This window comes from Geodermatophilus aquaeductus (assembly GCF_900182545.1).
In the GTDB taxonomy this organism is placed as follows: domain Bacteria; phylum Actinomycetota; class Actinomycetes; order Mycobacteriales; family Geodermatophilaceae; genus Geodermatophilus; species Geodermatophilus aquaeductus.
Window position 1 is genome coordinate 285,741 of sequence record NZ_FXTJ01000003.1, and the last position, 25,356, is coordinate 311,096.

Annotated in this window: 23 protein-coding genes and 1 riboswitch; of the genes, 11 read left to right on the plus strand and 12 right to left on the minus strand. The window is 76.0% G+C overall.

Going from position 1 to position 25,356, the window contains the following annotated elements; all coding sequences use genetic code 11:
* Positions 1 to 31: 31 nt before the first annotated feature.
* The gene (locus FN207_RS10240) at positions 32 to 355 is read right to left on the minus strand and encodes an Rv2175c family DNA-binding protein (RefSeq protein ID WP_142458389.1); all 324 of its coding nucleotides are present in this window, start codon (positions 353 to 355) and stop codon (positions 32 to 34) included.
* A gap of 193 nt (positions 356 to 548) precedes the next feature.
* Between FN207_RS10240 and FN207_RS10245 the strand changes: the two genes are divergently transcribed.
* The 6 genes from FN207_RS10245 (at position 549) to FN207_RS10270 (ending at position 9,265) form a co-directional block, all read left to right on the plus strand.
* The gene (locus FN207_RS10245) at positions 549 to 2,198 is read left to right on the plus strand and encodes an amidohydrolase (RefSeq protein ID WP_142458390.1); all 1,650 of its coding nucleotides are present in this window, start codon (positions 549 to 551) and stop codon (positions 2,196 to 2,198) included.
* A gap of 62 nt (positions 2,199 to 2,260) precedes the next feature.
* A riboswitch (ZMP/ZTP riboswitch) is annotated at positions 2,261 to 2,344 on the plus strand.
* Between the two features lie 25 nt (positions 2,345 to 2,369).
* A complete protein-coding gene (locus FN207_RS10250) occupies positions 2,370 to 3,824 on the plus strand; it encodes a glycine hydroxymethyltransferase (RefSeq protein ID WP_185938275.1) in 1,455 nt (484 codons plus the stop codon).
* 197 nt (positions 3,825 to 4,021) lie between these two features.
* Complete coding sequence (pknB, locus tag FN207_RS10255) at positions 4,022 to 6,007, plus strand: Stk1 family PASTA domain-containing Ser/Thr kinase (protein ID WP_142458391.1); 1,986 nt, start codon at positions 4,022 to 4,024, stop codon at positions 6,005 to 6,007.
* Positions 6,004 to 6,894 (plus strand): deoxyribonuclease IV, encoded by an 891-nt coding sequence (locus FN207_RS10260; RefSeq protein ID WP_142458392.1) that lies wholly within the window; start codon positions 6,004 to 6,006, stop codon positions 6,892 to 6,894. The genes pknB and FN207_RS10260 overlap by 4 nt, the downstream gene beginning before the upstream one ends.
* A 117-nt stretch (positions 6,895 to 7,011) precedes the next feature.
* Complete coding sequence (locus tag FN207_RS10265; RefSeq protein WP_142458393.1) at positions 7,012 to 7,881, plus strand: endonuclease domain-containing protein; 870 nt, start codon at positions 7,012 to 7,014, stop codon at positions 7,879 to 7,881.
* A gap of 205 nt (positions 7,882 to 8,086) precedes the next feature.
* Positions 8,087 to 9,265: a S8 family peptidase gene (locus tag FN207_RS10270; protein ID WP_142458394.1), complete on the plus strand. Its 1,179-nt coding sequence runs from the start codon at positions 8,087 to 8,089 to the stop codon at positions 9,263 to 9,265.
* Between the two features lie 44 nt (positions 9,266 to 9,309).
* Here the strand turns inward: FN207_RS10270 and FN207_RS10275 are convergent, their stop codons facing one another.
* From FN207_RS10275 to FN207_RS10285, 3 genes are read right to left on the minus strand one after another with little or no spacing between them, the layout of a single operon-like run.
* On the minus strand, positions 9,310 to 10,326 hold the full coding sequence (locus tag FN207_RS10275) for a threonine aldolase family protein (RefSeq protein ID WP_142458395.1): 1,017 nt from the start codon (positions 10,324 to 10,326) through the stop codon (positions 9,310 to 9,312).
* Positions 10,319 to 11,656 (minus strand): class II 3-deoxy-7-phosphoheptulonate synthase, encoded by a 1,338-nt coding sequence (locus tag FN207_RS10280; RefSeq protein WP_142458396.1) that lies wholly within the window; start codon positions 11,654 to 11,656, stop codon positions 10,319 to 10,321. The genes FN207_RS10275 and FN207_RS10280 overlap by 8 nt, the downstream gene beginning before the upstream one ends.
* 27 nt (positions 11,657 to 11,683) lie before the next feature.
* The gene (locus FN207_RS10285; protein ID WP_142458397.1) at positions 11,684 to 12,706 is read right to left on the minus strand and encodes a 6-phosphofructokinase; all 1,023 of its coding nucleotides are present in this window, start codon (positions 12,704 to 12,706) and stop codon (positions 11,684 to 11,686) included.
* Between the two features lie 97 nt (positions 12,707 to 12,803).
* Between FN207_RS10285 and FN207_RS10290 the strand changes: the two genes are divergently transcribed.
* Positions 12,804 to 13,199, plus strand: coding sequence for a PaaI family thioesterase (locus FN207_RS10290; RefSeq protein ID WP_142458398.1), 396 nt, complete (start codon positions 12,804 to 12,806; stop codon positions 13,197 to 13,199).
* 149 nt (positions 13,200 to 13,348) lie between these two features.
* Positions 13,349 to 15,472, plus strand: a complete 2,124-nt coding sequence (locus FN207_RS10295; protein WP_246065962.1) for a methyl-accepting chemotaxis protein — start codon at positions 13,349 to 13,351, stop codon at positions 15,470 to 15,472.
* A gap of 49 nt (positions 15,473 to 15,521) precedes the next feature.
* On the opposite strand, the gene FN207_RS10300 is transcribed toward FN207_RS10295, so the two are convergent.
* Complete coding sequence (locus tag FN207_RS10300; protein WP_142458399.1) at positions 15,522 to 16,010, minus strand: polyadenylate-specific 3'-exoribonuclease AS; 489 nt, start codon at positions 16,008 to 16,010, stop codon at positions 15,522 to 15,524.
* 24 nt (positions 16,011 to 16,034) lie between these two features.
* Here FN207_RS10300 and FN207_RS26240 point away from each other — a divergent pair, with 24 nt between their 5' ends.
* Positions 16,035 to 16,202 carry a hypothetical protein gene (locus FN207_RS26240; protein WP_185938276.1) on the plus strand — a complete coding sequence of 56 codons (168 nt, stop codon included), beginning with the start codon at positions 16,035 to 16,037 and terminating at the stop codon, positions 16,200 to 16,202.
* A 59-nt stretch (positions 16,203 to 16,261) separates the two neighbouring features.
* Here FN207_RS26240 and FN207_RS10305 read toward each other — a convergent pair whose 3' ends face one another.
* Positions 16,262 to 17,023: a lysophospholipid acyltransferase family protein gene (locus tag FN207_RS10305; protein ID WP_246065964.1), complete on the minus strand. Its 762-nt coding sequence runs from the start codon at positions 17,021 to 17,023 to the stop codon at positions 16,262 to 16,264.
* A 159-nt stretch (positions 17,024 to 17,182) separates the two neighbouring features.
* Between FN207_RS10305 and FN207_RS10310 the strand changes: the two genes are divergently transcribed.
* Positions 17,183 to 17,887 carry a hypothetical protein gene (locus FN207_RS10310; RefSeq protein WP_142458400.1) on the plus strand — a complete coding sequence of 235 codons (705 nt, stop codon included), beginning with the start codon at positions 17,183 to 17,185 and terminating at the stop codon, positions 17,885 to 17,887.
* Here FN207_RS10310 and FN207_RS10315 read toward each other — a convergent pair.
* The 4 genes from FN207_RS10315 to FN207_RS10330 are packed head-to-tail and all read right to left on the minus strand — an operon-like array spanning position 17,884 to position 20,869.
* Positions 17,884 to 18,888 carry an ROK family glucokinase gene (locus FN207_RS10315; protein ID WP_142458401.1) on the minus strand — a complete coding sequence of 335 codons (1,005 nt, stop codon included), beginning with the start codon at positions 18,886 to 18,888 and terminating at the stop codon, positions 17,884 to 17,886. The two genes, FN207_RS10310 and FN207_RS10315, sit on opposite strands and share 4 nt — an antisense overlap.
* Positions 18,889 to 19,224 (minus strand): hypothetical protein, encoded by a 336-nt coding sequence (locus tag FN207_RS10320; RefSeq protein ID WP_142458402.1) that lies wholly within the window; start codon positions 19,222 to 19,224, stop codon positions 18,889 to 18,891.
* Entirely contained in the window at positions 19,221 to 20,432 is a 1,212-nt protein-coding gene (locus tag FN207_RS10325) for an ArsA-related P-loop ATPase (protein ID WP_142458403.1), read from the minus strand. The genes FN207_RS10320 and FN207_RS10325 overlap by 4 nt, the downstream gene beginning before the upstream one ends.
* 5 nt (positions 20,433 to 20,437) lie before the next feature.
* A complete protein-coding gene (locus tag FN207_RS10330) occupies positions 20,438 to 20,869 on the minus strand; it encodes an SRPBCC family protein (RefSeq protein ID WP_142458404.1) in 432 nt (143 codons plus the stop codon).
* Positions 20,870 to 21,025: 156 nt separating this feature from the next.
* Here FN207_RS10330 and FN207_RS10335 point away from each other — a divergent pair, with 156 nt between their 5' ends.
* A complete protein-coding gene (locus FN207_RS10335) occupies positions 21,026 to 22,825 on the plus strand; it encodes an AMP-dependent synthetase/ligase (protein WP_142458405.1) in 1,800 nt (599 codons plus the stop codon).
* A 52-nt stretch (positions 22,826 to 22,877) separates the two neighbouring features.
* Here the strand turns inward: FN207_RS10335 and FN207_RS10340 are convergent, their stop codons facing one another.
* Positions 22,878 to 24,005 carry a glycosyltransferase family 4 protein gene (locus FN207_RS10340; protein ID WP_142458406.1) on the minus strand — a complete coding sequence of 376 codons (1,128 nt, stop codon included), beginning with the start codon at positions 24,003 to 24,005 and terminating at the stop codon, positions 22,878 to 22,880.
* Positions 24,002 to 25,282 carry a M48 family metallopeptidase gene (locus FN207_RS10345; protein WP_142458407.1) on the minus strand — a complete coding sequence of 427 codons (1,281 nt, stop codon included), beginning with the start codon at positions 25,280 to 25,282 and terminating at the stop codon, positions 24,002 to 24,004. Before FN207_RS10345 ends, FN207_RS10340 begins: the two co-directional genes overlap by 4 nt.
* Positions 25,283 to 25,356: the final 74 nt, after the last annotated feature.

Below are 25,356 nucleotides of genomic sequence, written 5' to 3' on the forward strand. Positions count from 1 at the left end.
CGGGACGTGCGCATCGCTTCCCATGCCTCTGCTAGAAGGCGAGGGCCTGGGCGCGCCGCGTGACCTCGGTGTGCCGGTCGTCGCGCAGCGCCTGCACCGGGGTACCCGGCAGCGACTCGTCCTCGCGGAACAGCCAGTCGAAGACCTCGGCGTCGGTGTACCCGCCGTCCTTGAGGACGGTGATCAGGCCCGGGAGGTGCCGCAGCACCGCGCCGTCCTGGAGGAAGTCGGCCGGGATGCGGCTGTTGCCGCTCCCCGGCACCGCCATCAGCTTGCCCTCCCGGATCAGCTGCCGGACCTTGTTCGGCGAGACGCCGAGGGCCGCGGCCACGTCCGCGGGCTGAAGGGTCTCCATGGCCACCCAGCGTATGAGGCGGGGGACGGGGCGGCCGCCGGAGGTGGTCCCCGCCGGCGGCGTGCCCGGCCGGGCTTCCGCTCCCGGTGCCCGGCGCGCACGATCACGGGCGGGACGCCGTCAGCGGGCGCCCCGCACGGCCGTGCGGCCGCGAGCCGGCTCCGGTACCCCCCGACCCCGAGGAACCGCACCCATGCGCATCGACACCGTCCTCACCAACGCCCGCATCACCACGCTGGACCCGGCGCGGCCGACGGCCTCGGCGATCGGCATCCTCGGCGGCCGGGTCGTCGGCCTCGACGAGGAACTCGACGGGGTCGCCGCGGACGTGCGCCACGACCTGGGCGGCGCGCCGGTCGTGCCGGGCTTCAACGACGCCCACCTGCACTTCTCGGTGCTCGGCAGGGAGATGACGCAGCTCGACCTCTCCGCCGAGGCCGCCCCCAGCCTCGACGCGCTCTACCGGCGGGTCGGGGAGTGGGCCGCCGCCCAGCCGGAGGGCGCCTGGGTCATCGGCAACGGCTACGACCAGAACAAGATCGGCGAGCACCCCACGCGCCAGGCGCTGGACCGGATCGCCGGTGGCCGGCCGGTGTACCTGGTCCACGCCTCCAACCACATGGCGGTCGCCAGCACGGAGGCCTTCCGCCTGGCGGGCCATCCCGACCCGGACGCGCTCGAGGCGCCTCCGGGCGGCAGCGTCGTGCGGGTCGACGGCGTCGCCACCGGTCTCCTGCAGGAGCAGGCGATGGCGCTGGTGAGCCACGTCCTGCGCCCGGTGCCCCAGGACGACCTCGTGGCCGCGCTGGGGGCGGCATCGGCCTGGGCACTGCGCAACGGCCTCACGAGCGCGACCGAACCCGGGATCGGCGGACGGATGATCGGGCACGGTCCCGCGGACGCCCGCGCGTTCCAGGCGGCGCGGGAGCGGGGGGTGCTGCGCACGCGGATCACCGCCATGCCCTTCGTCGACGCCCTGCACGGGCTCGGCCGGGTGGACGAGGGACTCGAGGGATGGGGTCTGGACCTGGGCATCCGCACCGGCCTCGGCGACGAGTGGTTCCGCCTCGGACCGGTGAAGATCATGTCCGACGGCTCCCTCATCGGCCGGACGGCCGCGATGTGCTGCGACTACGCCGACACCCCGGGCAACGCGGGGTTCCTGCAGACCGAGGCCGCGACCCTGCACGAGGCCATCGTGAGCAGCCACGAGAACGGGTGGCAGGTCGCCACCCACGCCATCGGGGACCGCGCGCTCGACGTCGTCCTGGACGCCTACGAGGAGGCCCAGCGACGGGCCCCGCGCGCCGACGCCCGGCACCGGATCGAGCACGTCGGGGTGGCCTCCGACGAGCAGGTCGCGCGGATCGTCGCCGCGGGGCTGGTCCCGGTGCCGCAGGGCAGGTTCCTCTCCGCGCTCGGCGACGGGATCCTGGCGGCGCTCGGCGCGGAGCGGACCGAGCTCGCCTACCGGATGCGGTCCTTCGTCGAGGCCGGTGTCGAGCTGCCCGGCTCGACCGACGCGCCCGTCGTCCCGGGCGAGCCGATCCTGAGCATCCACGACATGGTGAACCGCCGGTCCGCCGGCGGGGCACCCATCGCGCCCGGCGAGGCGCTCACCGCCCACCAGGCCCTGCGCGCCTACACGGTCGGCTCCGCCCACGCCGTCTTCGAGGAGACGCGCAAGGGCACGCTGGGCAGGGGCATGCTCGCCGACCTCGTCGTCCTGTCCGACGACCTGTTGGCGGTGGCGCCGGAGCGGATCCGCGAGGTGCAGGTCCGGGCGACCATGGTCGGCGGGGTGTTCGGCCACGACGCCGAGGGAGAGCTCACCCGGACGTGACCGCGCGTGGCCGGCGGACCGGCGGCATCAGCCACCGCGGGACCGGCGCGGGGCTACGATCGCGGGCGGGCCGTGACTGGCGCATCGAGGTGGGTCACCACCGGGGAGCGGCCTGCACTCCCCCGCCGGGCGCCTGGGCACCGCTGACGCCGACACCCGCCAGGAGCCCCCATGAGCGACGTGACCCCCTCCTTCGACGCCTCCGCCGCGTCGACCGCCTACCGCAGCGCCCTCTCGGTGATCGCCGAGGTCGAGCCGCGGGTCGCCGACGCCATCGGCGCCGAGCTCGCCGACCAGCGCGCCTCCCTCAAGCTGATCGCCAGCGAGAACTACGCCAGCCCCGCGGTGCTGCTGACCATGGGCAACTGGCTCAGCGACAAGTACGCCGAGGGCACGGTCGGGCACCGCTTCTACGCGGGCTGCCAGAACGTCGACACCGTCGAGGCCCTGGCCGCCGAGCACGCCCGCGAGCTCTTCGGCGCCCCCTACGCCTACGTCCAGCCCCACTCGGGCATCGACGCCAACCTGGTCGCCTTCTGGGCGGTGCTCGCCCAGCGGGTGGAGTCCCCGGCGCTCGAGCGGGCCGGCGTCCGGCACGTCAACGACCTGACCGACGAGGACTGGGCCACGCTGCGCCACGCCCTCGGCGACCAGCGGATGCTCGGCATGAGCCTCGACGCCGGCGGCCACCTCACCCACGGCTTCCGCCCGAACATCAGCGGCAAGATGTTCGCCCAGTCCTCCTACGGCACCGACCCGGGGACCGGCCTGCTCGACTACGACCTGGTCGCCGCCCGCGCCCGCGAGTTCCGCCCCCTGATCCTCATGGCCGGCTACTCCGCCTACCCGCGCAAGGTCGACTTCGCCACGATGCGCGAGATCGCCGACGAGGTGGGCGCCACGCTGATCGTGGACATGAGCCACTTCGCCGGCCTGGTCGCCGGGAAGGTGTTCAGCGGTGACTTCGACCCGGTGCCGCACGCGCACGTGGTCACCAGCACCAGCCACAAGTCGCTGCGCGGCCCGCGCGGCGGGTTCGTGCTCGCCCAGCCCGAGTACGCCGACGCCGTCGACCGCGGCTGCCCGATGGTGCTCGGCGGCCCGCTGCCGCACGTCATGGCCGCCAAGGCGGTCGCCTTCGCCGAGGCGCGCCGTCCGCTGTTCGCCACCTACGCGCAGGCCGTCGTCGACAACGCCGTCTCCCTCGCCGACGGGCTGTCCCGGCGCGGCGCCCGGCTGGTCACCGGCGGCACCGACAACCACATCGTGCTGCTCGACGTCTCCGGCTACGGGCTGACCGGCCGGCAGGCGGAGTCCGCGCTGCTCGACGCCGGCATCGTCACCAACCGCAACGCGATCCCGGCCGACCCGAACGGCGCCTGGTACACCTCCGGCGTCCGCCTGGGCACCCCGGCGCTGACCACCCGCGGGTTCGGCGCGGCGGAGTTCGACCGCACCGCCGAGCTGATCGTCGACGTGCTGTCCAACACCACGCCGACGGCGACCAGGGACGGCTCGCCGTCCAAGGCCAAGTACGTCGTCGACGGCGGCCTGGCGGAGAAGACCCGCGCCGCGGCGTCCGAGCTCGTCGCCGCCCACCCGCTGTACCCCGGCCTGGAGCTCTGAGCGGGAGGAGCGGGGGGCCGGAGGCCTCCCCGACGACTGCTCGAGGGGGCTCCGCGCAGGTCGGGACGGCACTTGGCCGCGGTGGCGTCCGGAGGACGCCGATGTCGCCGTTACCGGTGTGACGGGAGGGTGTGCCGGCCCGCCTGCCTGCGCGTGTGCCGACCGCTTCGGCGCCGCGCGCTCCTAGACTCGTGCCCGTGGACACCGCCGTGACCGACCCCGTGGTCGGCCTGGTCCTCGAGGGGCGCTACCGCCTCGAGGAGCGGCTGGCGCGCGGCGGCATGTCCACCGTCTACGCCGCCACCGACCTGCGGCTGCACCGCACGGTGGCGGTCAAGGTCATGGCCGAGCACCTGGCGCACGACCCGACGTTCGTCGACCGGTTCACCCGCGAGGCGCGCGCCGCGGCGATGCTCAGCCACCCCAACGTCGTCTCGGTCAGCGACCAGGGCGCCGACCAGGGACTGGTCTTCCTCGTCATGGAGCTCGTCCGCGGCCGCACGCTGCGCGACCTGCTGCAGGCCCGCGGCCGGCTCACCGTCGCCGAGGCCTTCGCCGTCCTCGAGCCGGTGCTCGCCGGGCTCTCGGCCGCGCACCGGGCCGGGATCGTGCACCGCGACGTCAAGCCCGAGAACGTCCTCATCGGCCACGACGGCACGGTGAAGGTCGCCGACTTCGGCCTGGCCCGCGCGCTCACCGGCACCGGCCAGACCAGCCACACCGGCGGCGTGCTGATCGGCACGGTCGCCTACCTCTCCCCCGAGCAGCTCGAGCGCGGCCGGGCCGACGCCCGCAGCGACGTCTACGCCGCCGGGCTCGTGCTCTTCGAGATGCTCACCGGCCACCCGCCCTACGGCGGGGACACCCCGCTCGCGGTGGCCTACCAGCACGTGCACCACGACGTCCCGCTGCCCTCGGCCGAGGCGCCGACCGTGCCGTGGCAGGTCGACGAGCTGGTCAAGCGGACCACCCGCCGCGAACCCGCCGTCCGCCCGCTCGACGCCGGCGCCTTCCTGGCCGACCTCGAGGACGTCCGCAGCGACCTGGGCCTGGCGCGCGTCCCGGTGCCCACCGGGCGCAGCTCGGCCGGCCCGGCCACCATCCGCCCGACCAACCGGCCCCCGCGGCGCCACCCCAGCGACCCCGGCGAGGGCAGCGACCCGGGCACCGAGGTGCTCGGCGGCCGCTCCTCGCGCACCGGCCGCACCAGCCTGCTGCCGGCCGTGGGCACCGGCTCCACCGCCGACGTCGGCGGCCGGCGGCCCGTCCCGCCGCACCGCAGCGGCGTCGCGCCGCACATCCGGCGCCGCCGCGCCCGGCTGGCCCTCGCCGTCGTGCTGCTCCTGGCGGTCACCATCGGCGCCGTCGGCTGGTGGATGGGCTCGGGCCGCTGGACCGAGGTCCCCTCGCTGGTGGGCAGTGACCGCGCGGCCGCCGTCGACCTGCTGCAGGAGGCGGGGCTGGACCCCGTCTTCGCCGAGGAGCAGTTCAGCGAGACCGTGCCCGAGGGCGTGGTCATCTCCGCCGACCCCGAGGGCGGGGAGGCCATCCGCAACAGCGACGTCGAGCTCGTCGTCTCCAAGGGGCCCGAGCGCTTCACCGTCCCCACCGACCTGGTCGGGCAGCCGATCGAGGCGGTGCGGGAGGCGCTGACCGACATCCCGGTGGTCGCCACCGAGGTGCAGGACTACGACGACGACGTCCCGGTCGGCTCGGTCACCGGCTTCGAGCCCGAGGCCGGCACGGAGGTCAAGCGCGGGGACCCGGTGACGGTGTACGTCAGCCGCGGTCGCGCGCCGGTCGCGATCGCCAACGTCGTCGGCCAGCCCGCCGACGCCGCGCAGGCCAACCTCGAGGCGCAGGGCTTCACCGTCGCCCGCACCACGGGCCGCAGCGCCGACGTCGCCACCGGTGCGGTCATGGCGGTCAGCCCGGCACCGGGCACCGAGGCGCCGTTCGGCAGCGAGGTGACCATCCAGGTCTCCGAGGGCGTGCCGCAGGTGACCGTGCCCGACGTTTCCGGGGAACGCGCCGCCGACGCCATCGCGACGCTGGAGGCGGCGGGGCTCGAGGTCACCACCTCCACCTTCATCACCGGCGACCGCGTGTACCGGCAGAGCCCGAGCCCGGGCACCGTCGTCGACCAGGGCAGCGAGGTCAACCTGCTGCTCAGCTTCGGGTGAGCGCGCCCTCCATCCCGGTCGGTGCGCACGTCCAGGTCGCCGGCGGCCTGGCCACCGGCGGGCTGCGCTACACCGACGACGTCGGCGCGCAGGCGGTGCAGGTCTTCGTGGGCAACCCGCGCGGCTGGAAGCGGTCGGCCGGCGACCCGGCGCAGGACGCCGCGTTCGTCGCGGGCCTGGCCGAGCGCGGCGTGCCGTCGTTCGTGCACACGCCGTTCCTGGTGAACGTCGGCTCCCCCACGCCGGCCACCGTCGACCGCTCGATCGAGACCATCGCCGCCGACCTCGCCCGCGGGGTGCAGCTCGGTGTGCGCGGCGTCGTCGTGCACGCGGGCTCCGCCGTCGACGAGGACCGCTACGAGGCCGCGCTGCGGCAGCTGCGCGAGCGGCTGCTGCCGGTGCTCGACGCCCTGCCCGACGACGGCCCGCGGTTGCTGGTCGAGCCGACGGCGGGCGGCGGCCGGTCACTGGCGGCCACCGTCGAGGACCTCGGCCCCTACCTCGCGGCGCTGGACATGCACCCGCGGGTCGGCGTCTGCCTGGACACCTGCCACGCCTGGGCGGCCGGGCACGACCTCGCCGCGCCCGGCGGCACCACGGCCACGCTCGACGCGCTGGAGGCCGCCGTCGGCCCCGGCCGGCTCGGGCTGGTGCACGCCAACGACTCCCTCGACGAGCGCGGGTCCAAGCGGGACCGGCACACCACGATCGGCGAGGGCTCGATCGGGGTGGGCGCCTTCGCCGAGCTGATGGCGCACCCGTCGATGGCCGGGGTGCCGGTCGTCGTCGAGACGCCGAGCGCCGACCGCGGCCACGCCCGCGACATCGCGCTGCTGTGCGCCCTGCGCGACGGCCGCCCCGCGCACGAGGTCTCCTCCGCCGCCTGAGGGTGATCACCTCCCGTCCAGGGTGGTCCGGCCGGGGTCCCGACCACCATGGACGGGAGGTGATCATGCCTGTGGACGACGCCGGCGGAGATCGCGCGCGTCGGGGAGTCTGCCGCGGTGCTCCAGCCATCCCCCGACCTGCTGCGCCGACCCTTCCGCGGGAGCGTGGCGCTGCGCCAGGGCCTGCTGACGCGGGGCCAGCTCCGGACATCGGCCTGGCGACGGCTGCGCCCCGACGTCTACGTGGCCGCCGACCGGCCGGTCACCCACCTCGTCCAGGCCGACGCCGTCGCCCTGGTCGCGCCTCCCGCGGCGGTCTTCGGGGGTCGTACCGCCGCGGTCCGGCACGGCGCCCGACACCTCGCGGGTCCCGACGACCCCGTCGAGGTCGTGCTGCCTCCCGGCGTGCGCTGGCACCCGACCTCGGGGGTGCTGGTGCGCACGGCATCCCTGGACGGCGACGTGGTGACCGACGGGCGCTGGTGCTGGACGTCGGGCACCAGGACAGCGCTCGACCTGACCCGGCGGGGCGACGAGGACGAGGCCGTCGTCCTGCTCGACCAGCTCGTGCTGGCCGGCGTCGCCGAGCTCTCGGCGGTGCGGGCCGCGGCCGCCGCCCTGCCCCGGTGCCGCGGCAGCGCCCAGGCGCGGCGGGTCGCGGCGGCGGCGGACGGACGCGCCGAGTCGCCTCAGGAGACGCGGCTGAGGTTGCTGCTCGCGCGCTCGGGGCTGCCCCTCCCCGTCGCGCAGTTCGTCGTCCGGCAGGGCTCCCGCTTCGTGGCCCGTGTCGACTTCGCCTGGCCGGACCGCCGTCTCGCGGTGGAGTACGACGGTGCCTGGCACGGAGAGCCGGAGCAGTTCGCGCGCGACCGCGAGCGGCTCAACCGCCTGCTGGCAGCGGGATGGCGGGTGGTCTTCGTGACCGCTCGCGACATGCACCGGCCGCAGGAGCTGGTCGCCCGGGTGGCCGCGGCGCTCGAGGCGTGATCACCACCCGTCCACGGTGGTCCTGGCGCCCGGCGGACCGCCGTGGGCGGGAGGTGATCACCACGGACCGGCACGCCCGGGCGACGGCGACACGCGCGGTCACCCTGCGCATTCGCGTCTTCGCTTGCGGTGATCTACGACACGACGTTGGCTCGCATCACCCCGCGGCCGACCGGCAGCGGGGAGCCTCCCCGAGGAGACGTCCTTGCCCACTCGTCGCACCCTGGCCGTCGGGATCGTCGCGCTGACGACCGCCGGCCTCGGCGTCACCGCCGTACCCGCCGCCGCCGCACCGCCGGACGCCGGCCCCCGCGCCACCTACGTGGTCACCGTCGACCGCTCGACCCTGCCCGACCAGGCGGCGGAGCGGGCGCGCGGCATCGGCGGACGGATCGCGCACGTCTACTCCGCGGCACTGACCGGCTTCGCCGTCGAGCTGCCCGAGGCCGCCGCGAGCCGGCTGTCCTCGATCCCGGGCGTCGTCGCCGTCGAGCGCGACCAGGTGGTCACCGCCGACGGCACGCAGGCCAACGCGCCGTGGGGCCTCGACCGCACCGACCAGCGCGACCTGCCGCTCAACACCACGTTCGGCTACACCGCCACCGGCGCCGGCGTCACCGCCTACGTCATCGACACCGGCATCACCTACGCGCACGCCGACTTCGGCGGCCGCGCGGTGTCCGGCTTCGACGCCGTCGACGGCGGCTCGGCCGACGACTGCAACGGCCACGGCACGCACGTCGCGGGCACGGTCGGCGGCGGCACGTACGGCGTCGCGAAGGGCGTGCGACTGGTCGGCGTCCGGGTGCTCGGCTGCGACGGCAACGGCACCACCTCCGGCGTCGTCGCCGGGATCGACTGGGTGACCGCCAACCACGCGGCCGGCGCCCCGGCGGTGGCGAACATGAGCCTCGGCGGCGGGGGCAGCACGGCGATCGACACCGCCGTGCGCGCCTCCATCGCCGACGGCGTCACGTACGCGGTCGCGGCCGGCAACGGCAACTCCGCGGGCGTGGCCCAGGACGCCTGCGCCTCCTCCCCCGCCCGGGTGCCCGCCGCGCTCACCGTGGGCGCCACCGACCGGGCCGACCGGGCCGCCTCCTTCAGCAACTACGGCTCGTGCGTCGACCTGTTCGCCCCGGGCGTCGCGATCACCAGCGCCTGGCACACCGGCACGACGGCGACCAACACCATCAGCGGGACGTCGATGGCCACGCCGCACGTCGCCGGCGTCGCGGCGCTGTACCTGTCCGGCAGTCCCGCCGCCGCCCCGGCCACGGTCGCCGGCGCGGTCACCGCGGCCGCGACGACGAACCACGTGACGATGTCGCGCACCGCCGGCCGGGCCGGCACGCCCAACCGGCTGCTGTTCAGCGCGTACTGAGCCGCGGCGCCTGCCCGCCATCGCAGCGGTGGCCGGCAGGCGTCCTAGCGGTCGAGGAGGTCGGCGAGCACGTCGCCGGCACGGTCGACCGCGGCCCGGTCGACGTCGAGGTGCGTGACCAGGCGGATCCGCCGGGGGCTCACCTGCGAGACGAGCACGCCGCGCGCCTTGGCGGCCTCGGCCACGACCGGGGCCGCGACGTCGTCGACGACGACCATGTTGGTCTCCACGGTCGACGGGTCGACGCCGAGGCGCTTGGCCAGCAGCCGGGCGTGCTCGTGGTCCTCGGCCAGCCGCGACAGGTGGGCGTCGAGCGCGTGCAGCCCGGCCGCGGCGAGCACGCCGGCCTGGCGCATCCCGCCGCCGAGCCGCTTGCGCCACAGCCGACCGACGGCGATCCGCTCGGCGGAGGCCACGAGCACCGACCCGACCGGCGCGCCCAGCCCCTTGGACAGGCACACCGACGCGGTGTCGGCCAGCCGCCCGTAGGTGGCCAGGTCGACGCCGGAGGCGACGGAGGCGTTCCAGATGCGCGCGCCGTCGAGGTGCACGGCGACCCCGGCCTCGCGGGACCAGGCGAAGAGCCGCTCGAGCTCGCCCAGCGGCTGCACCCGCCCGCCGCCGCGGTTGTGCGTGTTCTCCACGGCGACGGCGGCGGTGGCGGTCAGGTGCCAGTCACCGCGCGGGCGCACCTGCTCGATCAGCGCGCCGGCGTCGAGCAGGCCGCCGTCGGACACCACCGTGCGCGTGGAGATGCCGAACACCGCGGCCGCGGCACCCATCTCGTAGGTGACCACGTGCGCGTCGGCGTCGCAGAGCACCTCCTGGCCGGGCTCGCAGACCAGCCGCATGCCGATCTGGTTGCCCATCGTCCCGGACGGCACGAAGAGCGCGGCCTCGTGGCCGAACAGGTCCGCGACCCGCTCCTCGAGCGCCCGGATGGCCGGGTCCTCGCCGTAGACGTCGTCGCCGACCTCGGCCTCGGCCATCGCCCGGCGCATCGCCGGGGTGGGGCGGGTGACGGTGTCGGAGCGGAGGTCGATCAGGTCGTGCTCACCCACGCAGCATCTCCGCCACGAGGAAGGCCAGCTCCAGGGACTGCCCGGTGTTCAGCCGCGGGTCGCAGGCGGTCTCGTACCGGCTGTTGAGGTCCTCGTCGCTGATCTCCATCGCGCCGCCGAGGCACTCGGTGACGTCCTCGCCGGTGAGCTCGACGTGGATGCCGCCGGGCCAGGTGCCCAGCGCCCGGTGCACGTCGAAGAAGCCGAGGACCTCGTCGACGATCCGGTCGAAGTGCCGGGTCTTGTAGCCGGTCGAGGACTCGTGGGTGTTGCCGTGCATCGGGTCGCACTGCCACACGACCTGGTGGCCGGAGGCGGTGACCTTCTCCACGATCGGCGGCAGGACGTCGCGGATCTTCCCGTTGCCCATGCGGCTGATCAGCGTCATGCGGCCGGGGACGCCGTCGGGGTCGAGCCGCTCGACGAGCTCGGTGGCCTGCTCGGGCGTCGTCGTCGGGCCGATCTTGACGCCGATCGGGTTGGCGATGCGGGACATGAACTCCACGTGCGCGCCGTCGAGCTGGCGGGTGCGCTCGCCGATCCACACGAAGTGCGCCGAGGAGGCGTAGGGCCGGCCCCCGTGCACGCGCAGCAGCGCGGCCTCGTAGTCGAGGACGAGCGCCTCGTGGCTGTTGTAGAGCTCCACGCCGCGCAGCGCGGTGTCGTCGACGCCGCAGGCCTTCATGAACGCCAGCGCGCGGTCGATCTCGCGGGCGATGACCTCGTAGCGGACACCGGCCGGCGAGTGGGCGACGAAGTCCTTGTTCCAGTCGTGGACGGCGTGCAGGTCGGCGAGTCCGCCGCGGGCGTAGGCGCGGATCATGTTCATCGCCGCGGCCGCGTTGGCGTAGGCGCGCACCAGCCGGTTCGGGTCGGGGATGCGCTTCTCGAGCACCGGCTCCAGCGAGTTGACCATGTCGCCGCGGTAGGACGGCAGGCCCAGCGCGTCGAGCTCCGAGGAGCGCGGCTTGGCGTACTGCCCGGCCACCCGGCCGACCTTCACCACGGGCACGCTCGCGCCGTAGGTGAGGACGACGGCCATCTGCAGCAGCGTGCGCGTGGTGCTCTGCAGGTGGGCGTCGGTGTTGAGGTCGAAGGTCTCCGCGCAGTCCCCGCCCTGCAGCAGGAACGCCCGCCCCTGCGCCACCTCCGCCAGCCGGCCGCGCAGCTCGTCGACCTCGCTGGGCGCCACGATCGGCGGCACGGTCGCCAGCGTGGTCAGGACGCCGTCGAGGGCGGCGCGGTCGGGCCACTGCGGCTGCTGGGCGGCGGGGAGCTCCCGCCACCGGTCGAGACCGGGGACCTGCAGCACGGATTCGGGCGGGTTCACGCCCCGAGGGTACGGCGGGCCCGCCGCTCAGCCGAAGAAGACCTCGGCCTCGGCGTACCGCTCCAGGGGCACCAGCTTGAGGTGGGCGGTGGCCTCGGCGATCGGCACCAGGACGACGTCGGTGCCGCGCAGGGCCACCATGACACCGGAGCGCCCCTCCTGCACGGCGGCGACCGCGGCCAGGCCGAAGCGGGTGGCCAGCACCCGGTCGAAGGCCGAGGGCGTGCCGCCGCGCTGGACGTGGCCGAGCACGACCGCCCGCGCCTCCCGCCCGGTGCGCTCCTCCAGCAGCGCAGCCAGCGCCGCGCCGATGCCGCCGAGCCGGACGTGGCCGAACGCGTCGGTCTGCCCCGACGCGGTGACCAGCGCGCCGTCGGCCGGCCGCGCGCCCTCGGAGACGACGATGATCGGCGAGTAGCCGGACTCGAAGCGGTGCAGGCAGTGCCCGACGACCGCCTCGACGTCGAAGGGGCGCTCGGGGACCAGCACCACGGTGGCGCCGCCCGCCATCCCCGCGTGCAACGCGATCCAGCCGGCGTGCCGGCCCATCACCTCGACGACGAGCGTGCGGTGGTGGCTGTCGCCGGTGGTGTGCAGCCGGTCGATGGCCTCCATCGCGACGCCGACGGCGGTGTCGAAGCCGAAGGTGTAGTCGGTGCCGTCGAGGTCGTTGTCGATGGTCTTCGGGACGCCGACCACGCGCAGCCCCTCCCCCGCCAGCTTCGCGGCCACACCGAGGGTGTCCTCGCCGCCCACCGGCACCAGCGCCTCGATGCGCTGCCGCTCGAGCGTGGCCATCAGCCGCCCGGGCCCGCCGTCGATGGCGTAGGGGTTGGTGCGGGAGGTGCCGAGCACGGTGCCGCCGCGGGGCAGCAGCCCGCGGACGGAGGCGAGGTCGAGGGCGACGGCGTCGTCGTCGAGGACGCCGCGCCAGCCGTCGCGGAAGCCGACCACCTCGTCCCCCGAGGCGACCGCGCTGCGGACGACGGCGCGGATGACCGCGTTGAGGCCGGGGCAGTCCCCGCCGCCGGTCAGGATGCCGATGCGCACGACGCCTCCCGGGGGACGATCCGCAGGTCAGGGCCGATCCTGCACCATGCACGTGACCGCGGTCACCCTCGACGGCACCACACGGCAGGATCCGCCCATGGACCCCGCCGCCCTGCTCGCGCTCATGCCCTTCGCCGTCGCCACCGGGATCGAACTGGACCGTGCCGGCCCCGGTGAGGTGGCCGGGCGGCTGCCCTGGTCGCCGGAGCGCTGCACCGCCGGCGGGGTGCTGCACGGCGGCGCGCTGATGACGCTGGCCGACACCGTCGGGGCGGTCTGCGCCTTCATGAACCTGCCCGCCGGCGCCTCGACGTCGACCCTGGCCTCGGCGACGTCGCTGCTGCGCGCCGTCCGCGGCGGGACCGCGCACGCCACCGCCCGGCCGCTGCACGTGGGCCGCTCGACGATCGTCGTGCTCACCGAGGTGACCGACGACGAGGGCCGCGCGGTCGCCTCGGTCACCCAGACGCAGGCCGTCCTCGCCCCCGCCTGACCACGTCCTCCCTCGGTCACGCGGCCGTCGCGGCTCGTCCCACCCGTCCCGGACGCCCCAGGCCGCCGGGTTCCGGTACAGGACCGGCCGCTGCGCGCCGACGCTGCGCGCGGTGCCGTGGGAACCGCCCGGCCCGGGAGGGGGACGACGTGCGCAGGCTCGGTCAGTGGGGCATCCGGACGAAGGTGGTCGCGCTCGCGGTCGCCAGCGTCGCGGTCACCGGCGGGGCGATGGCCGGGGTGAGCGCGTGGCAGAGCGCGCGCTTCGCCGACACGACCGAGGACTCGGTCACCGAGCTGGTCGAGGCCAGCGTCGAGCGCACCGCGGCCGGCGTGCACGACGTCGTCGCCACCCAGGGGCAGTCCACCGCCGCGCGCGTGGACAGCCAGCTCGCCGTCGCCCTCGACGTCCTCGCCGACTCCGGCGGCCTGGCCGTGGGCGGCCCCGGCGGGCTGGTGCGCTGGGAGGCGAAGAACCAGCTCTCCGGCGAGGTCACGCCCGTGGACCTGCCCCGGGTGACCGTGGGCGGCGCCTGGCTCGGCCAGAACGCCGACCCCGCTGTGCCCACGGCCGTCGTCGACCAGGTCAAGGCGCTCGTCGGCGGCACCGCGACGATCTTCCAGCGGACCCCGTCGGGCGACATGCTCCGCGTGGCCACCAACGTCACCTCGGCCACCGGCAGCCGGGCGATCGGCACCTACATCCCCGCGGTCAACCCGGACGGGCAGCCCAACCCGGTGGTCTCCGCGGTCGCCTCCGGGCAGACCTACCGCGGCAACGCCTTCGTCGTCGACTCCTGGTACGTCGCGGCCTACACCCCGCTGCTGGACCGGGCCGGCCAGCTGGTCGGGATGCTCTACGTCGGCGAGCAGCAGCAGGCGATCCCCGCGCTGCGGGAGAGCCTGGAGGCCACGCAGGTCGGCGCGCACGGGCACGTCGAGGTGTGGGGCGGCACCGGCGACCGGGTCGGCACCGTGCTGGTCAGCCCCGGGGGCGTCCGCGACGGCGAGGCGCTGGTCGACGCCACCGACGCCGACGGTCGCCCGTACGTGCGGGAGATCGTCGACGCCGCCCTCGCGCTGGAGGACGGCGAGCAGGCCACCGTGCACTTCACCGACCCCGACGCCGGCGCGACGACCGCGCAGGTCACCTACTACGCGCCGTGGGACTGGGTCCTGGTCACCCTCGCCCGCGACGCCGACTTCACCGGCCCGGTCGACCAGCTCGCCGACGGCCGTTCGGCCATGGTCACCGCGCTCGTCCTCGCCGCCGTCGTGGTCGCGCTGCTCGGCGGGGTGCTGGCCTGGCAGGTGGCCCGCCGGCTCACCGCGCCGCTGGAGCAGCTGCGCGCCCGCATGGCCGAGATCGCCGACGGCGAGGGCGACCTGACGCAGCGCATGCCGGTCGGCAGCGACGACGAGGTCGGCCAACTGTCCGCGGCGTTCAACCGGTTCGTCGACAAGGTGGCCGGGACCGTGCGCGACATCGGCCAGTGCGCCCGCCAGGTGGCGGCGTCGGCCTCCGGCGTGGCCGGCGTCGCCGACGGGCTGGCCACCCGGGCGGCCCGCAGCCGCGACCAGGCGCAGTCGGCGCACACGGTCGCCAGCGACATCAGCGCCAGCGTGACCGCCGCGGCCGCGGGCGCCGAGGAGATGGGCCTGTCGATCACCGACATCGCCCGCAGCGCCGCGGAGGCCGCCCAGGTGGGCCGGCAGGCCGCCGAGCTCGCCCGCCAGACCGAGGGCGCGATCGCGGCCCTGGGCACCAGCTCCGCGGAGATCGGCGAGGTCGTGCGGGTGATCGCGGCGGTCGCCGAGCAGACCAACCTGCTCGCGCTCAACGCCACCATCGAGGCCGCCCGGGCCGGCGAGGCGGGCAAGGGCTTCGCGGTCGTGGCCAACGAGGTCAAGGAGCTGGCCCAGGAGGCCTCCCGCGCCAGCGACGACATCGCCCGCCGGGTGGAGGCCATCCAGGCCGACACCGGCACCGCGGTCGGCTCGATCACCCGCATCGCCGAGGTCGTGCACGCGATGAACGACCACCAGCTCACCATCGCCAGCGCGGTGGAGGAGCAGTCGGCGACCACCCGGGAGCTCACCCGGAGCGTGGCCGCGGCCGCCGAGGGGACCGGCTCGGTGTCGACCACGCTGACGTCGGTCAGCTCCGACGCCCGCGACAGCGCCGACGACGTCGGCCGGGCGCACGCGGCCGCGGTGGAGCTCGACGGGCTGTCGCAGGAGCTGACCCGTCTGCTCGCCGTCTTCACGGTCTAGCCGTGCATCTCCGCGGACGTGCACCGTGCACGTCCGCGGAGTTGCACGCTCAGCGGCTGCGGGCGGCCTCCATGACCTGCCAGCGGGCGAGGTTGTAGCGGGCGTCGACGAGCGCGTCGTGCGTGCTGGCCGGCTTCGGTGGGAGCTCCGGCCGGCCGACGTCGTCCCACCGCTGCCGCAGCTCGCGGGTGAACCGCGGGACGGCCCGGGGCAGCCCCGTCATCGGCCCCCACAGCTGGGCCAGCGCCACGTGGTCGTAGGCGGCGAACCACGCCCACAGCTCGACCTCCTCCCCCGGGCCGGTGAGGAAGGCGAGCAGGTCGTCGCGGATGCGCCGCCGGTCGCGCCAGGCCCGGTCGGCCGGCGGCGGGAGCTGGTCGAGGACGTTGCGGCGGACCCACGGGATGGCCTTGCGCTCGTCGAACTCGGTGCTCACCGCGTAGAACTCGCGACCGGTCTCGTCGACGACGCCGATGGAGACGAGGTCGATCGTCGTCCCGTCCTCGATGAACTCGGTGTCGTAGAAGAACCGCCGCACGCCGCCCACCGTAGGTGGCCCCCGGTGTGCACTTCCGCGGAAGTGCCCACCGGCGTGCTCAGCCCGCCCGGGCGGTCGGGGTTCGCCTTCACCGAGGACCTCGTGCACCAGTGGGTGCGCGAGCCCGCCGTGAGCCGCGAGGGCCTGCTGGCCCTGCTCACCGATCTGCTCGAGCAGCTCTTGATCCGCTGACTCGGCCCCTGCGCAGGGCCCCGCCGCGAGCTCGCGAGCGGTGGGGGGCGGAGGGGTCCTTACCCGGCGAGGGACTGGGGGGCCCGGTCACCGGCCTCGCCGGCGGGCGGCTGCAGCCGGCCGACGACGTCGGAGGCGCTGGCGCCGGTGGCCTCCATCGACTTCTTCACCGTGGCGCCGTAGACGTCGACGTACTCCTGGCCCGACAGCGTCATGATCTCGTACATGATCTCGTCGGTGACCGAGCGCTCCACGAAGCGGTCGCCGGCCAGGCCCTCGTAGCGGGAGAAGTCCAGCGGCTCGCCGAAGCGCACGTGGACCTTCACCAGCTTCTTGCCGAAGGGCATCCGCCGCGGCGTGTAGGTCATCGCCACCGGGACCACCGGGACGCCGGTCTCCAGCGCCATGCGCGCCACCCCGACCTTGCCGCGGAAGAGCCGGCCGTCGGGCGAGCGGGTGCCCTCGGGGTAGATGCCCAGCAGGCGGCCCTGCTGCAGCATCTCGATGCCGGTGCGCATGGCGTCCTCGGCGGCCGAGGCGCTCGAGCGGTCGATGGGCACCTGGCCGGCGCCGGTGAAGAAGGCCCGCTGCAGCATGCCCTTGAGGCCCGTGCCGGTGAAGTACTCGCGCTTGGCCAGGAAGGTCACCCGTCGCCGCAGGGACAGGGGCATGAAGATCCAGTCCGCGGCCGAGATGTGGTTGCTCGCCAGGATCGCGGCGCCACCGGCCGGCACGTGCTCCCGGCCCTCCGCCCGGGGACGGAACACCAGCTTCACGACCGGACCGATCGCCACGAACTTGAGGAACCAGTAGAACAACACGCCTCCCTGGGGAAATGCCAGACTAGGGAGCCGGGTGCCCCGGCGACAATCCGCCCCGCGCGTCGGTCCCCGACGGCACCCCGCCCGACCCCGGAGGAGGACCACCGTGGCTGCAGACCGGCCGCCCGGGGACCGGGTGCGCATCCGCGGGGCCGCCGCGTGACCGGCCCCCGCCGCGGCCGCGGCCGGCGCGACAACGGCCTGGACGCGACCCTCTGGGCGCCCCTGCGCGACGTCGACCCGCGGGTGGGCGAGCACCTGCTCGACGTCCTCCGCGACGCCGGCATCGCCGCCTACCTCGAGCCCGCCGCTGACGTCGGCCCGTACACGCGCACCGTCTTCCTCCCCAGCCCCCCGGCCGACCGGCTCTTCGTCGACCGCACCCGTCTCGGCGAGGGCCGCTCGCTGGTCGACCGGCACGCCGACGACCACGCCCCCGCCCAGGGCCCGGCCGCCGAGCGCCGCCCGCTGCGGCGCGACCTCGACGAGGACGCCGAGTGGGCGCGGATCGTCGCCGCCTACGAGGCCGAGCACGGGCGCACCGTCGTGGAGGACGCCGCGCCCGCGCAGCCGGCGGCGCCCCGCCCGGTCCCGGCGCCGGTCGAGGAGGCCGAGGACCCGGCCGCCGAGGAGCACTACGAGCCGCCGCCCGCGCCGCCGGTGCCGATGCCCTCGCCGTCGACGCTGTACGCGGTGCTGCTGGCCGCGGCCGGCGTCGTGCTGGTCGGCGCCCCCGGCGTCCTGGGCCTGACCTCCGAGACCGGCCTGGTGCTGGGCGTCGCGGCGCTGGTCGGCAGCGCCGCCCTGGCGCTGTCCCGGATGCGCGACCGCGACGACGACGGCGACGACGGGGCCGTCGTCTAGCGGGTGCTCCCGCGGCCCTCGCACACGGCCGCGCGCGCGAGGTCGGCGGCACCCACCAGCCCGGCCTGGGCGCCGAGGGCCGCCGCGACCACCCGCGGGCCGGGCCGGAAGCCGCGGCCGGGCAGCGCCCGCGCCAGCCGCTCGCGCGCGGGGTCGAGCACCATGTCGCCGAGCACGCTGACCCCGCCGCCGATCACCACCACGTCGGGGTCGAGGACGGTGGTGAGGTCGGCGATGCCCTGCCCGAGCCACTCGCCGACGTCGCTGACCAGGTTGAGCGCCACCGGGTCGCCGTCGGCCGCGGCCCGGGCCACGTCCTCGCCGGTCAGGCGGGACGCGTCGCCGTCGACGCGGTCGAGCAGCCGGGCCGCCGCGGCCGGCGAGCGGGTGGCCACCTCGCGTGCGGTGGTCGCCAGCGCGCTGCCGCTGGCGTACTGCTCCCAGCAGCCGCGGTTGCCGCACGCGCACAGCCGCCCGTCGGGGACGACGCGCATGTGCCCCCACTCCCCCGCCACCCCGTGCGCGCCGCGCTGCAGCCGCCCGCCGGCGACGATCCCGCCGCCGATGCCGGTGCCGAGGGTGATGCACAGCGCGAGCTCGGCTCCCTGCGCGGCGCCGAAGCGGTACTCCGCCCAGGCCGCGGCGTCGGCGTCGTTGCCCACCCACAGCGGCCGCTGCAGCCGGGCGGCGAGGTCGCGCCGCAGCGAGGTGTGCCGCCAGGCCAGGTGCGGGCTGAACAGGACGACGTCGCCGGTGCGGTCGAACCAGCCGGCCGCGCCCACGCCCACCGCCACCAGCGGCCCGCCGTGCCAGACGGCGAGCTCCTCGACGACGCCGGCGATCGCGGCCTCCGCCTCGGCCACCGACGCGGTGGGCGTCGAGCGGCGGGCGGTGCCGAGCACCGTGCCGTCAGGGGCGACGACGCCGCCGGCGACCTTCGTCCCGCCGACGTCGACGCCGAGGGCGGGCAGGCCGGCGGGGTCGGCCCGGTCGGCGGTCACTCAGCCGAGCTCGATGTGTTGCACCCGGGCCGGCTCGGGTGCCGCCTGCTGAGCCGGTGCGGGCTCCTCCGGGCCGGCCGGCGGCTCGGGCGGGGTGGCCACCGTCCGCAGCGCCACCGCCGCCGAGGTCAGGAGGTCGGCCAGCGCCTCGGACACCTCCGGCCGCCGCGCGACGGCCGCCGCCCGGCACAGCGGGCACCACTGGCAGTCCCCGCCCGCCACGTGTCCCGCGTGCCCGGCGTCCGGGGGCTCCCCGGCGCCGGACTCGGCCCAGGCCTGCCCCAGACCGGCCACCAGCCGCCGTGCCTGGTCGAGCCAGTCGGCTCCCTCGCTCACTCGGTCCCCCTGTCCCGCGATCCCGTGCCCCGGGCCGCCGTCTCCCGTGGCTCTGTCGTCCGCGCCGGGTCCTGCGCAGCTGCCGCCAGCAGGTCCGCCGGCCACTGCTGAGGATCCGCCGCGAACCCGACCTGCAGCCGCGCCGCGGCGGTTCCCGGGTCGGCCAGCTCGCCCGAGGTCACCACGCACCGGCGCAGCAGCGCGTCCAGCCGCAGCGAGCGGCGGGTCCCGGCGGCGGTGACGACCAGGTCGTCCTCCCAGCGCGTGAGCCGCACGCCCTCCCGCCCGGCGAAGGGCAGCGGCAGCGTCAGCCGCCATCCACCCTCGACCCGCTCCGGGGCGGGCACCGTCGGCGCCGGGCCGGGCTCCGGCAGGTCGGGCAGCAGCACGGCCAACGCGTCGGCACCGGCCGGCTCGACGGCCGCCTCGGCCACCTCGTGCACCGGGGCGACGTCGGCGAGCGCGGCCAGCGCGGCCTCCTCCTCCGCGGCGCGGGCGGCCGCCCAGTCGCCCGGCCCGCCCCCGGGCGAGCGGCGCGCGAGCACGCCCACCGGCTGCTGCCCGTGCACGGCCAGGGCGGTGGCGGCGGTCCGCAGCGCGGCCACGGCGGAGGGCCGGGGCCGGCCGGTCAGCCAGACGGCGGTCGCGGCCGGGTCGGTCAGGGTCAGCCGGTCCAGCAGCGCCTCGAGCTCCGGGACCGCCGACAGCACCAGGTCGACGGCGCCCCGGCGGACCGTGCCGGACCGCACCGCGGCGGTGCGCACGGCGGCGAGCACCCGGACCCGCGTGGGGAAGGCCTGGTCCAGCCACCAGCGCAGCGCGCCGGGCAGTGCGACCAGCCCGGCGCCGGCGCCCAGCGGCCCGGCGTCGACGACGACGAGGTCGGTCCCGGCGCCCACGCGGCCCAGCGCGGCGAGGACGGCGAGTTCCCCGGCGCCCGGCAGCGGCACCACCGACGTCGCCGGGGGCAGCCCGAGGTCGGGCAGCGCCGCCGCCAGGTCCGCGGCCCGCGCCGCCCACAGCGCCTCGGACGCGGACTGCGCCTCGGCACGCACCACCTCGACGCCGTCGTCCGCGGTGCCCGCGGGCACCTCCTGGCGGGTCACCAGGACCACCCGCCGCCCGTCCCGGGCGGCGCGCACGGCGGCGGCCGCGGCGAGGGTGGTCGTGCCGGCCCCGCCGGGGCCGGTGAACAGCAGGGTGCGCACGGGGGTCAGCCCTCGACGCGCTTCTTGAGCTCCTTGAGCGCGGTGTCGAGGATGACCTTCTCGGCGCGGCGCTTCATCATCCCGAGCATCGGCATGGCGATGTCGACGGTGAGCCGGTAGGTCACCTCGGTCGCGCCGCCGGTCTCCCGCAGGGTGTAGGAGCCGTCCTGGCGCTTCATCAGCTTGCTCGACACCAGGGTCCAGGAGACCTGCCGGTCGTCGTCCCACGTGTAGTCGAGGACGTACTCGTCGGTGAGGACCGTGGCGTCGATGACGAACCGGACCCGGCGGGCGCGGCCGTCGGGCCCGCGCTCCTGCACCTCGACGGTGCGGGCGGCCCCCACCCACTGCGGATAGGCCTCGAAGTCGGCGATCACCGCCATGACGTCGGCCGCCGGCGCGGAGACGACGATCGACTGGGTGGACTGCTCGGCCATGCGCCAGAGGCTAGAGCGGTCCCCGCTCACGCTGCAGGGTGGGCGGAGCGGGCACGGCTACTGCCCAGTAGCCCCAGCCGGTAGATTTCCCAGGACGTGTCCCGCGCGGGACCGCGGGCAGCGGCGCCCGAGCCGCGCGGAGGAGGAGGACCGAGCGTGCGCGAGTACAGCGTCCCGGCGACGACCGAGGTGGGGCCGTCCGAGGCACTCACCGACATGCTGGCCGAGAACGTGGCCGAGCACGGCGACGAGGTGGGCCTGCGCATCCAGCGGGACGGCCGCTGGGAGGACGTCACCTGGCGGGAGTTCGGCGAGCAGGTCGCGGGGGTGGCCAAGGGCCTCGTGGCCGCGGGCGTGCAGGCCGGCGACCGCGTCGCCCTGCAGGCCAAGACCCGCTACGAGTGGACCGTCATCGACTACGCCATCTGGACGGCCGGCGCCGTCACGGTCCCGGTGTACGAGACCTCCAGCCCCGACCAGGTCGCCTGGATCCTGTCCGACTCCGGCGCGGTCGCCGCGATCGTCGAGAAGGCCGAGCACGCCACCGCGGTCGACTCGGTGCGCGACCAGGCCCCCGACCTCGGCCCCCTCTACGTCATCGAGGACGACGCCGTCGGCACGCTGACCGCCGCGGGCGCCGGCGTCCCCGACAGCGAGCTCGAGGCCCGCCGGGCGACGCTGGGCGCCGACAGCGTGGCCACGCTCATCTACACCTCGGGCACGACCGGCCGCCCCAAGGGCTGCGAGCTGACCCACGGCAACTTCCTGTTCGAGGTCGGCAACGGCATGAGCCTGCTCGACCGGTTCATGAACGTGCAGGGCTCGCTGCTGCTGTTCATCCCGCTGGCGCACGTGCTGGCCCGCGTCATGCAGGTCGGCGCGGTCAAGACCCGCACCGTCATCGGCCACACGCCCGACGTGAAGAACCTGGTCGAGGACCTCGGCGCGTTCAGGCCGACCTTCGTCCTCGCCGTCCCGCGGGTGTTCGAGAAGGTCTTCAACCAGGCCAAGGCGAAGGCCGAGGGCGAGAGCCCGGTCAAGGGGAAGATCTTCGACCGGGCCGCCGCGGTGGCCATCGCCTGGTCGCGGGCACAGGACACCGGCGGCGCCGGCCTGGCGCTGCGCGCCCAGCACGCGTTGTTCGACCGGCTCGTCTACAGCAAGCTGCGCGCCGCGCTCGGTGGCCGCTGCCTGGGCGCCATCTCCGGCGGCGCCCCGCTCGGCGACCGGCTGGGCCACTTCTTCCGCGGCGCCGGCGTCACCGTCTTCGAGGGCTACGGCCTCACCGAGACCACCGCGGCCGCGTCGGTCAACCACGACCGCGCGCTGCGGATCGGCACCGTCGGCCGCCCGCTGCCCGGGGTCGGCTTCCGCATCGCCGACGACGGCGAGATCCTCATCCGCGGCGGCGTCGTCATGCGCGGCTACTGGAGGAACGAGCAGGCCACCGCCGAGGCCATCGACGCCGACGGCTGGTTCCACACCGGCGACATCGGCGAGATCGACGCCGACGGCTTCACCCGGATCACCGGCCGCAAGAAGGAGATCCTGGTGACCGCGGGCGGCAAGAACGTCGCCCCCGCCGTGCTCGAGGACCGGCTGCGCGCCCACCGGCTGGTCAGCCAGTGCATCGTCGTCGGTGACCAGCGGCCGTTCATCGCCGCGCTGATCACCCTCGACGAGGAGGCGCTGCCGGGCTGGCTGGAGAGCAAGGGGAAGCCGGCCGGCACCCCGCTCGCCCAGCTGGTCGACGACCCCGACGTGAAGGCCGAGATCGACGCCGCCGTCGCCGACGCCAACCGGGCGGTGTCCCAGGCCGAGGCGATCAAGAAGTACCGCGTCCTCACCACGGACTTCACCGAGGACAACGGGATGCTCACCCCGAGCCTGAAGCTCAAGCGCTCGGTGGTCATGAAGGAGTTCGACACCGAGGTCGAGGCGCTCTACAGCCGCTGAGCCCGGCTCCCGAGCCCCGTCCCGCCGTCGTGCGGGGCGGGGCTCGCTGCCGTCAGGGGTCGAGCAGGGCGGCGAGGTCGGCGGCGATCGTCGTCCACGACCAGCGCTCCTCCACCCAGGCCCGGCCGGCAGCGCCCATGGCGCGGGCGCGGGCGGGGTCGTCGAGCAGCGCGGTGACGGCGGCGGCCACGGCCTCCGCGGAGCGCGGGTCGCGCACCACCGTGCCGGTCTCGCCGTCGCGGACCGCCTCCGGCGCCCCGCCCGAGGTGCCCGCCACCACCGGCAGGCCGACCGCGGCCGCCTCGAGGTAGACCATGCCGAGGCCCTCGACGTCGAGCCCGCCGCGGCGGGTGCGGCAGGGCATGGCGAACACGTCGCCGGCCGCGTAGTGCTCGGGCAGCTGCGCCGGGGGCACCGGGCCGGTGAACACCACCGAGTCGCCCACCCCCCGGTCGGCCACCGCGCGGCGCAGCCGGGCCTCGTCCGGCCCGCCACCGACCAGCAGAAGCCGCGCGCCCGGGTGCCGGGCGAGCACCCGCGGCCAGGCCGCCACGAGGACGTCCTGCCCCTTGCGCGGCACCAGCCGGGACACGCAGACGACGACCGGCGTCTCCCCCAGCCCGTAGCGCCGGCGCACCGCGGTCCCGTCGGCCGACGGGGTGAACCGGTCGACGTCGACCCCCGGCGACAGCTGGGCCAGCCGCGTGCGCCCGCCCAGCGCCGGCTCCAGGCGGCTGCGGGTGTAGTCGCTGATGTAGGTGACGACGTCGAGGCCGCCGGCGATGCGGCGCATGAGCTGCCGGGCGCCGGGCAGCGCGACCCAGCCCGTCTCGTGGCCGTGCGTGGCCCCCACCAGCCGGCGCACACCGGCCGCCCGCAGCGCCGGCGCGATGAGGCCCAGCGGCGCGGCCGCGCCGAAGAAGGCGGTGTCGCAGCCGTGCTCGGCGGCCAGCGCCACGGCGGCGCGGGAGGTGGCCGGGGTGGGCAGCAGCATCGCCGTGCGCTGCCGGACCACCGGGTAGGGCACCTGCGCGTCGTACCGCTCCCAGCCCGGCGAGCGGGACGCCAGCACGACCAGCGACTCGGGCGGGCGGCGCTCCAGCAGGGCCGCCACGAAGGTCTGGATGCCGCCCTGCCGCGGCGGGAAGTCGTTGGTGACGACGAGGGTGTGGCCGCTCACCGGTCGTCCAGCCGCAGCCAGTCCTCCGCCATGGCGATCCGCTGCGCCGCCGTCGGGTGCGAGCCGAACCACCACTGCCACGGCACCGGGGGGCTCGGGTCGGAGACGTTGGTCTCGGCCAGCCGGCGCTGCATCTCCTCGAACGCCGCCGCGTCGTCGGTGAGGTCGAGCGCGTGCAGGTCCGCCCGGGCCTCGACGTGCCGCGAGACGAGGTTCTGCACCGGCGTGGACACCAGCGTGCCGAGAGCCACCAGCAGCATCACCAGCGGCACCACGCGCGGGTCGCCCGCGGAGTCCGCGCCCGCCCGGCGCAGCAGCGGCGTCCAGCCGAGCAGCCAGCCGAGCAGGGCCACGGCACCGGCCGCCCCGAGGGCGCCGATCAGCGTGCCGGTGAGGACGTCGTCGGTGGCCACGTGGCCGAGCTCGTGGGCGACGATCGACTCGATCTCGTCGTCGGGGACGTCGCTGAGCAGCGTGTCGTACAGGACCACCCGCCGGGTGGAGCCGAACCCGGAGACGTAGGCGTTGAGCGCGGTCGTCCGGCGGGAGGCGTCGGCCACGAGGACGTCCTCGACCGGTGTGCCGCTCTCCTCGGCGAGCTCGAGCAGGTCGGTGCGCAGCTGCCCGGCCGCCAGCGGGGTGAAGCTGTTGAACGCCGGCTCGATGACCACCGGGTAGAGGAAGGAGCCCACCACCACCAGCGCGGCCGCGCCGCCGGCGGCCCAGGCCCACCAGGTGCGCGGCGCACGGCGGGCGAGGGCCACCAGCGCGAGCAGGCCGAGCGCGGTGAGCCCGGCGTCGATGGCGGTGGAGACGGCGACGTCGCGCAGCCACAGCGGCCACGAGCGGGTCGACAGCCCGTAGCGGTGGCGCACCACCTCGCCGTAGGCCGAGATCGGCAGCGTCGCCAGCCGGCCGACGACGACCAACGCGACGGTGCCCAGCAGCACCGTGAGCGGCCAGCGCTGCCCCACCGGGCGGCCGAGCGCCGCGACGAGCCGGCTGCCCAGCCGGGTGAGCCCGAACAGCGCCGACACGGCCAGCCCGAGCAGCAGGTTGGCCAGCGACGCCGGGCGGATGTCGGCGGCGAGCGCCTCGGCCCGGGCGACGACGGCGGCGGGCAGGCCGGCGTCGTCGCTCACCGGGGCGGCTCCGCCGGGCGGGGTGGGCAGCAGGCTCCACGGCGTGCGGACGGCGATGACCACCACGAGCGCCACGCCGAGCACGGCCGCGACCAGGAGGGCGGCGCGAGCACTCCCCCGGCCCGCCGCGCTCACCCGGCCGATCCTAGGCGGCCCGGTCCGGGCCCCGGCCGGCCGCCGAGGACGGGACGCAGCAGGGCCGGTGACCC

Bases quoted from the DNA above. Each gene is read 5' to 3' on its own strand.
- FN207_RS10240 (WP_142458389.1), bottom strand. From the start codon at position 355: ATGGAGACCCTTCAGCCCGCGGACGTGGCCGCGGCCCTCGGCGTCTCG.
- FN207_RS10245 (WP_142458390.1), top strand. From the start codon at position 549: ATGCGCATCGACACCGTCCTCACCAACGCCCGCATCACCACGCTGGAC.
- FN207_RS10250 (WP_185938275.1), top strand. From the start codon at position 2,370: ATGAGCGACGTGACCCCCTCCTTCGACGCCTCCGCCGCGTCGACCGCC.
- FN207_RS10290 (WP_142458398.1), top strand. From the start codon at position 12,804: ATGGACCCCGCCGCCCTGCTCGCGCTCATGCCCTTCGCCGTCGCCACC.
- FN207_RS10330 (WP_142458404.1), bottom strand. From the start codon at position 20,869: ATGGCCGAGCAGTCCACCCAGTCGATCGTCGTCTCCGCGCCGGCGGCC.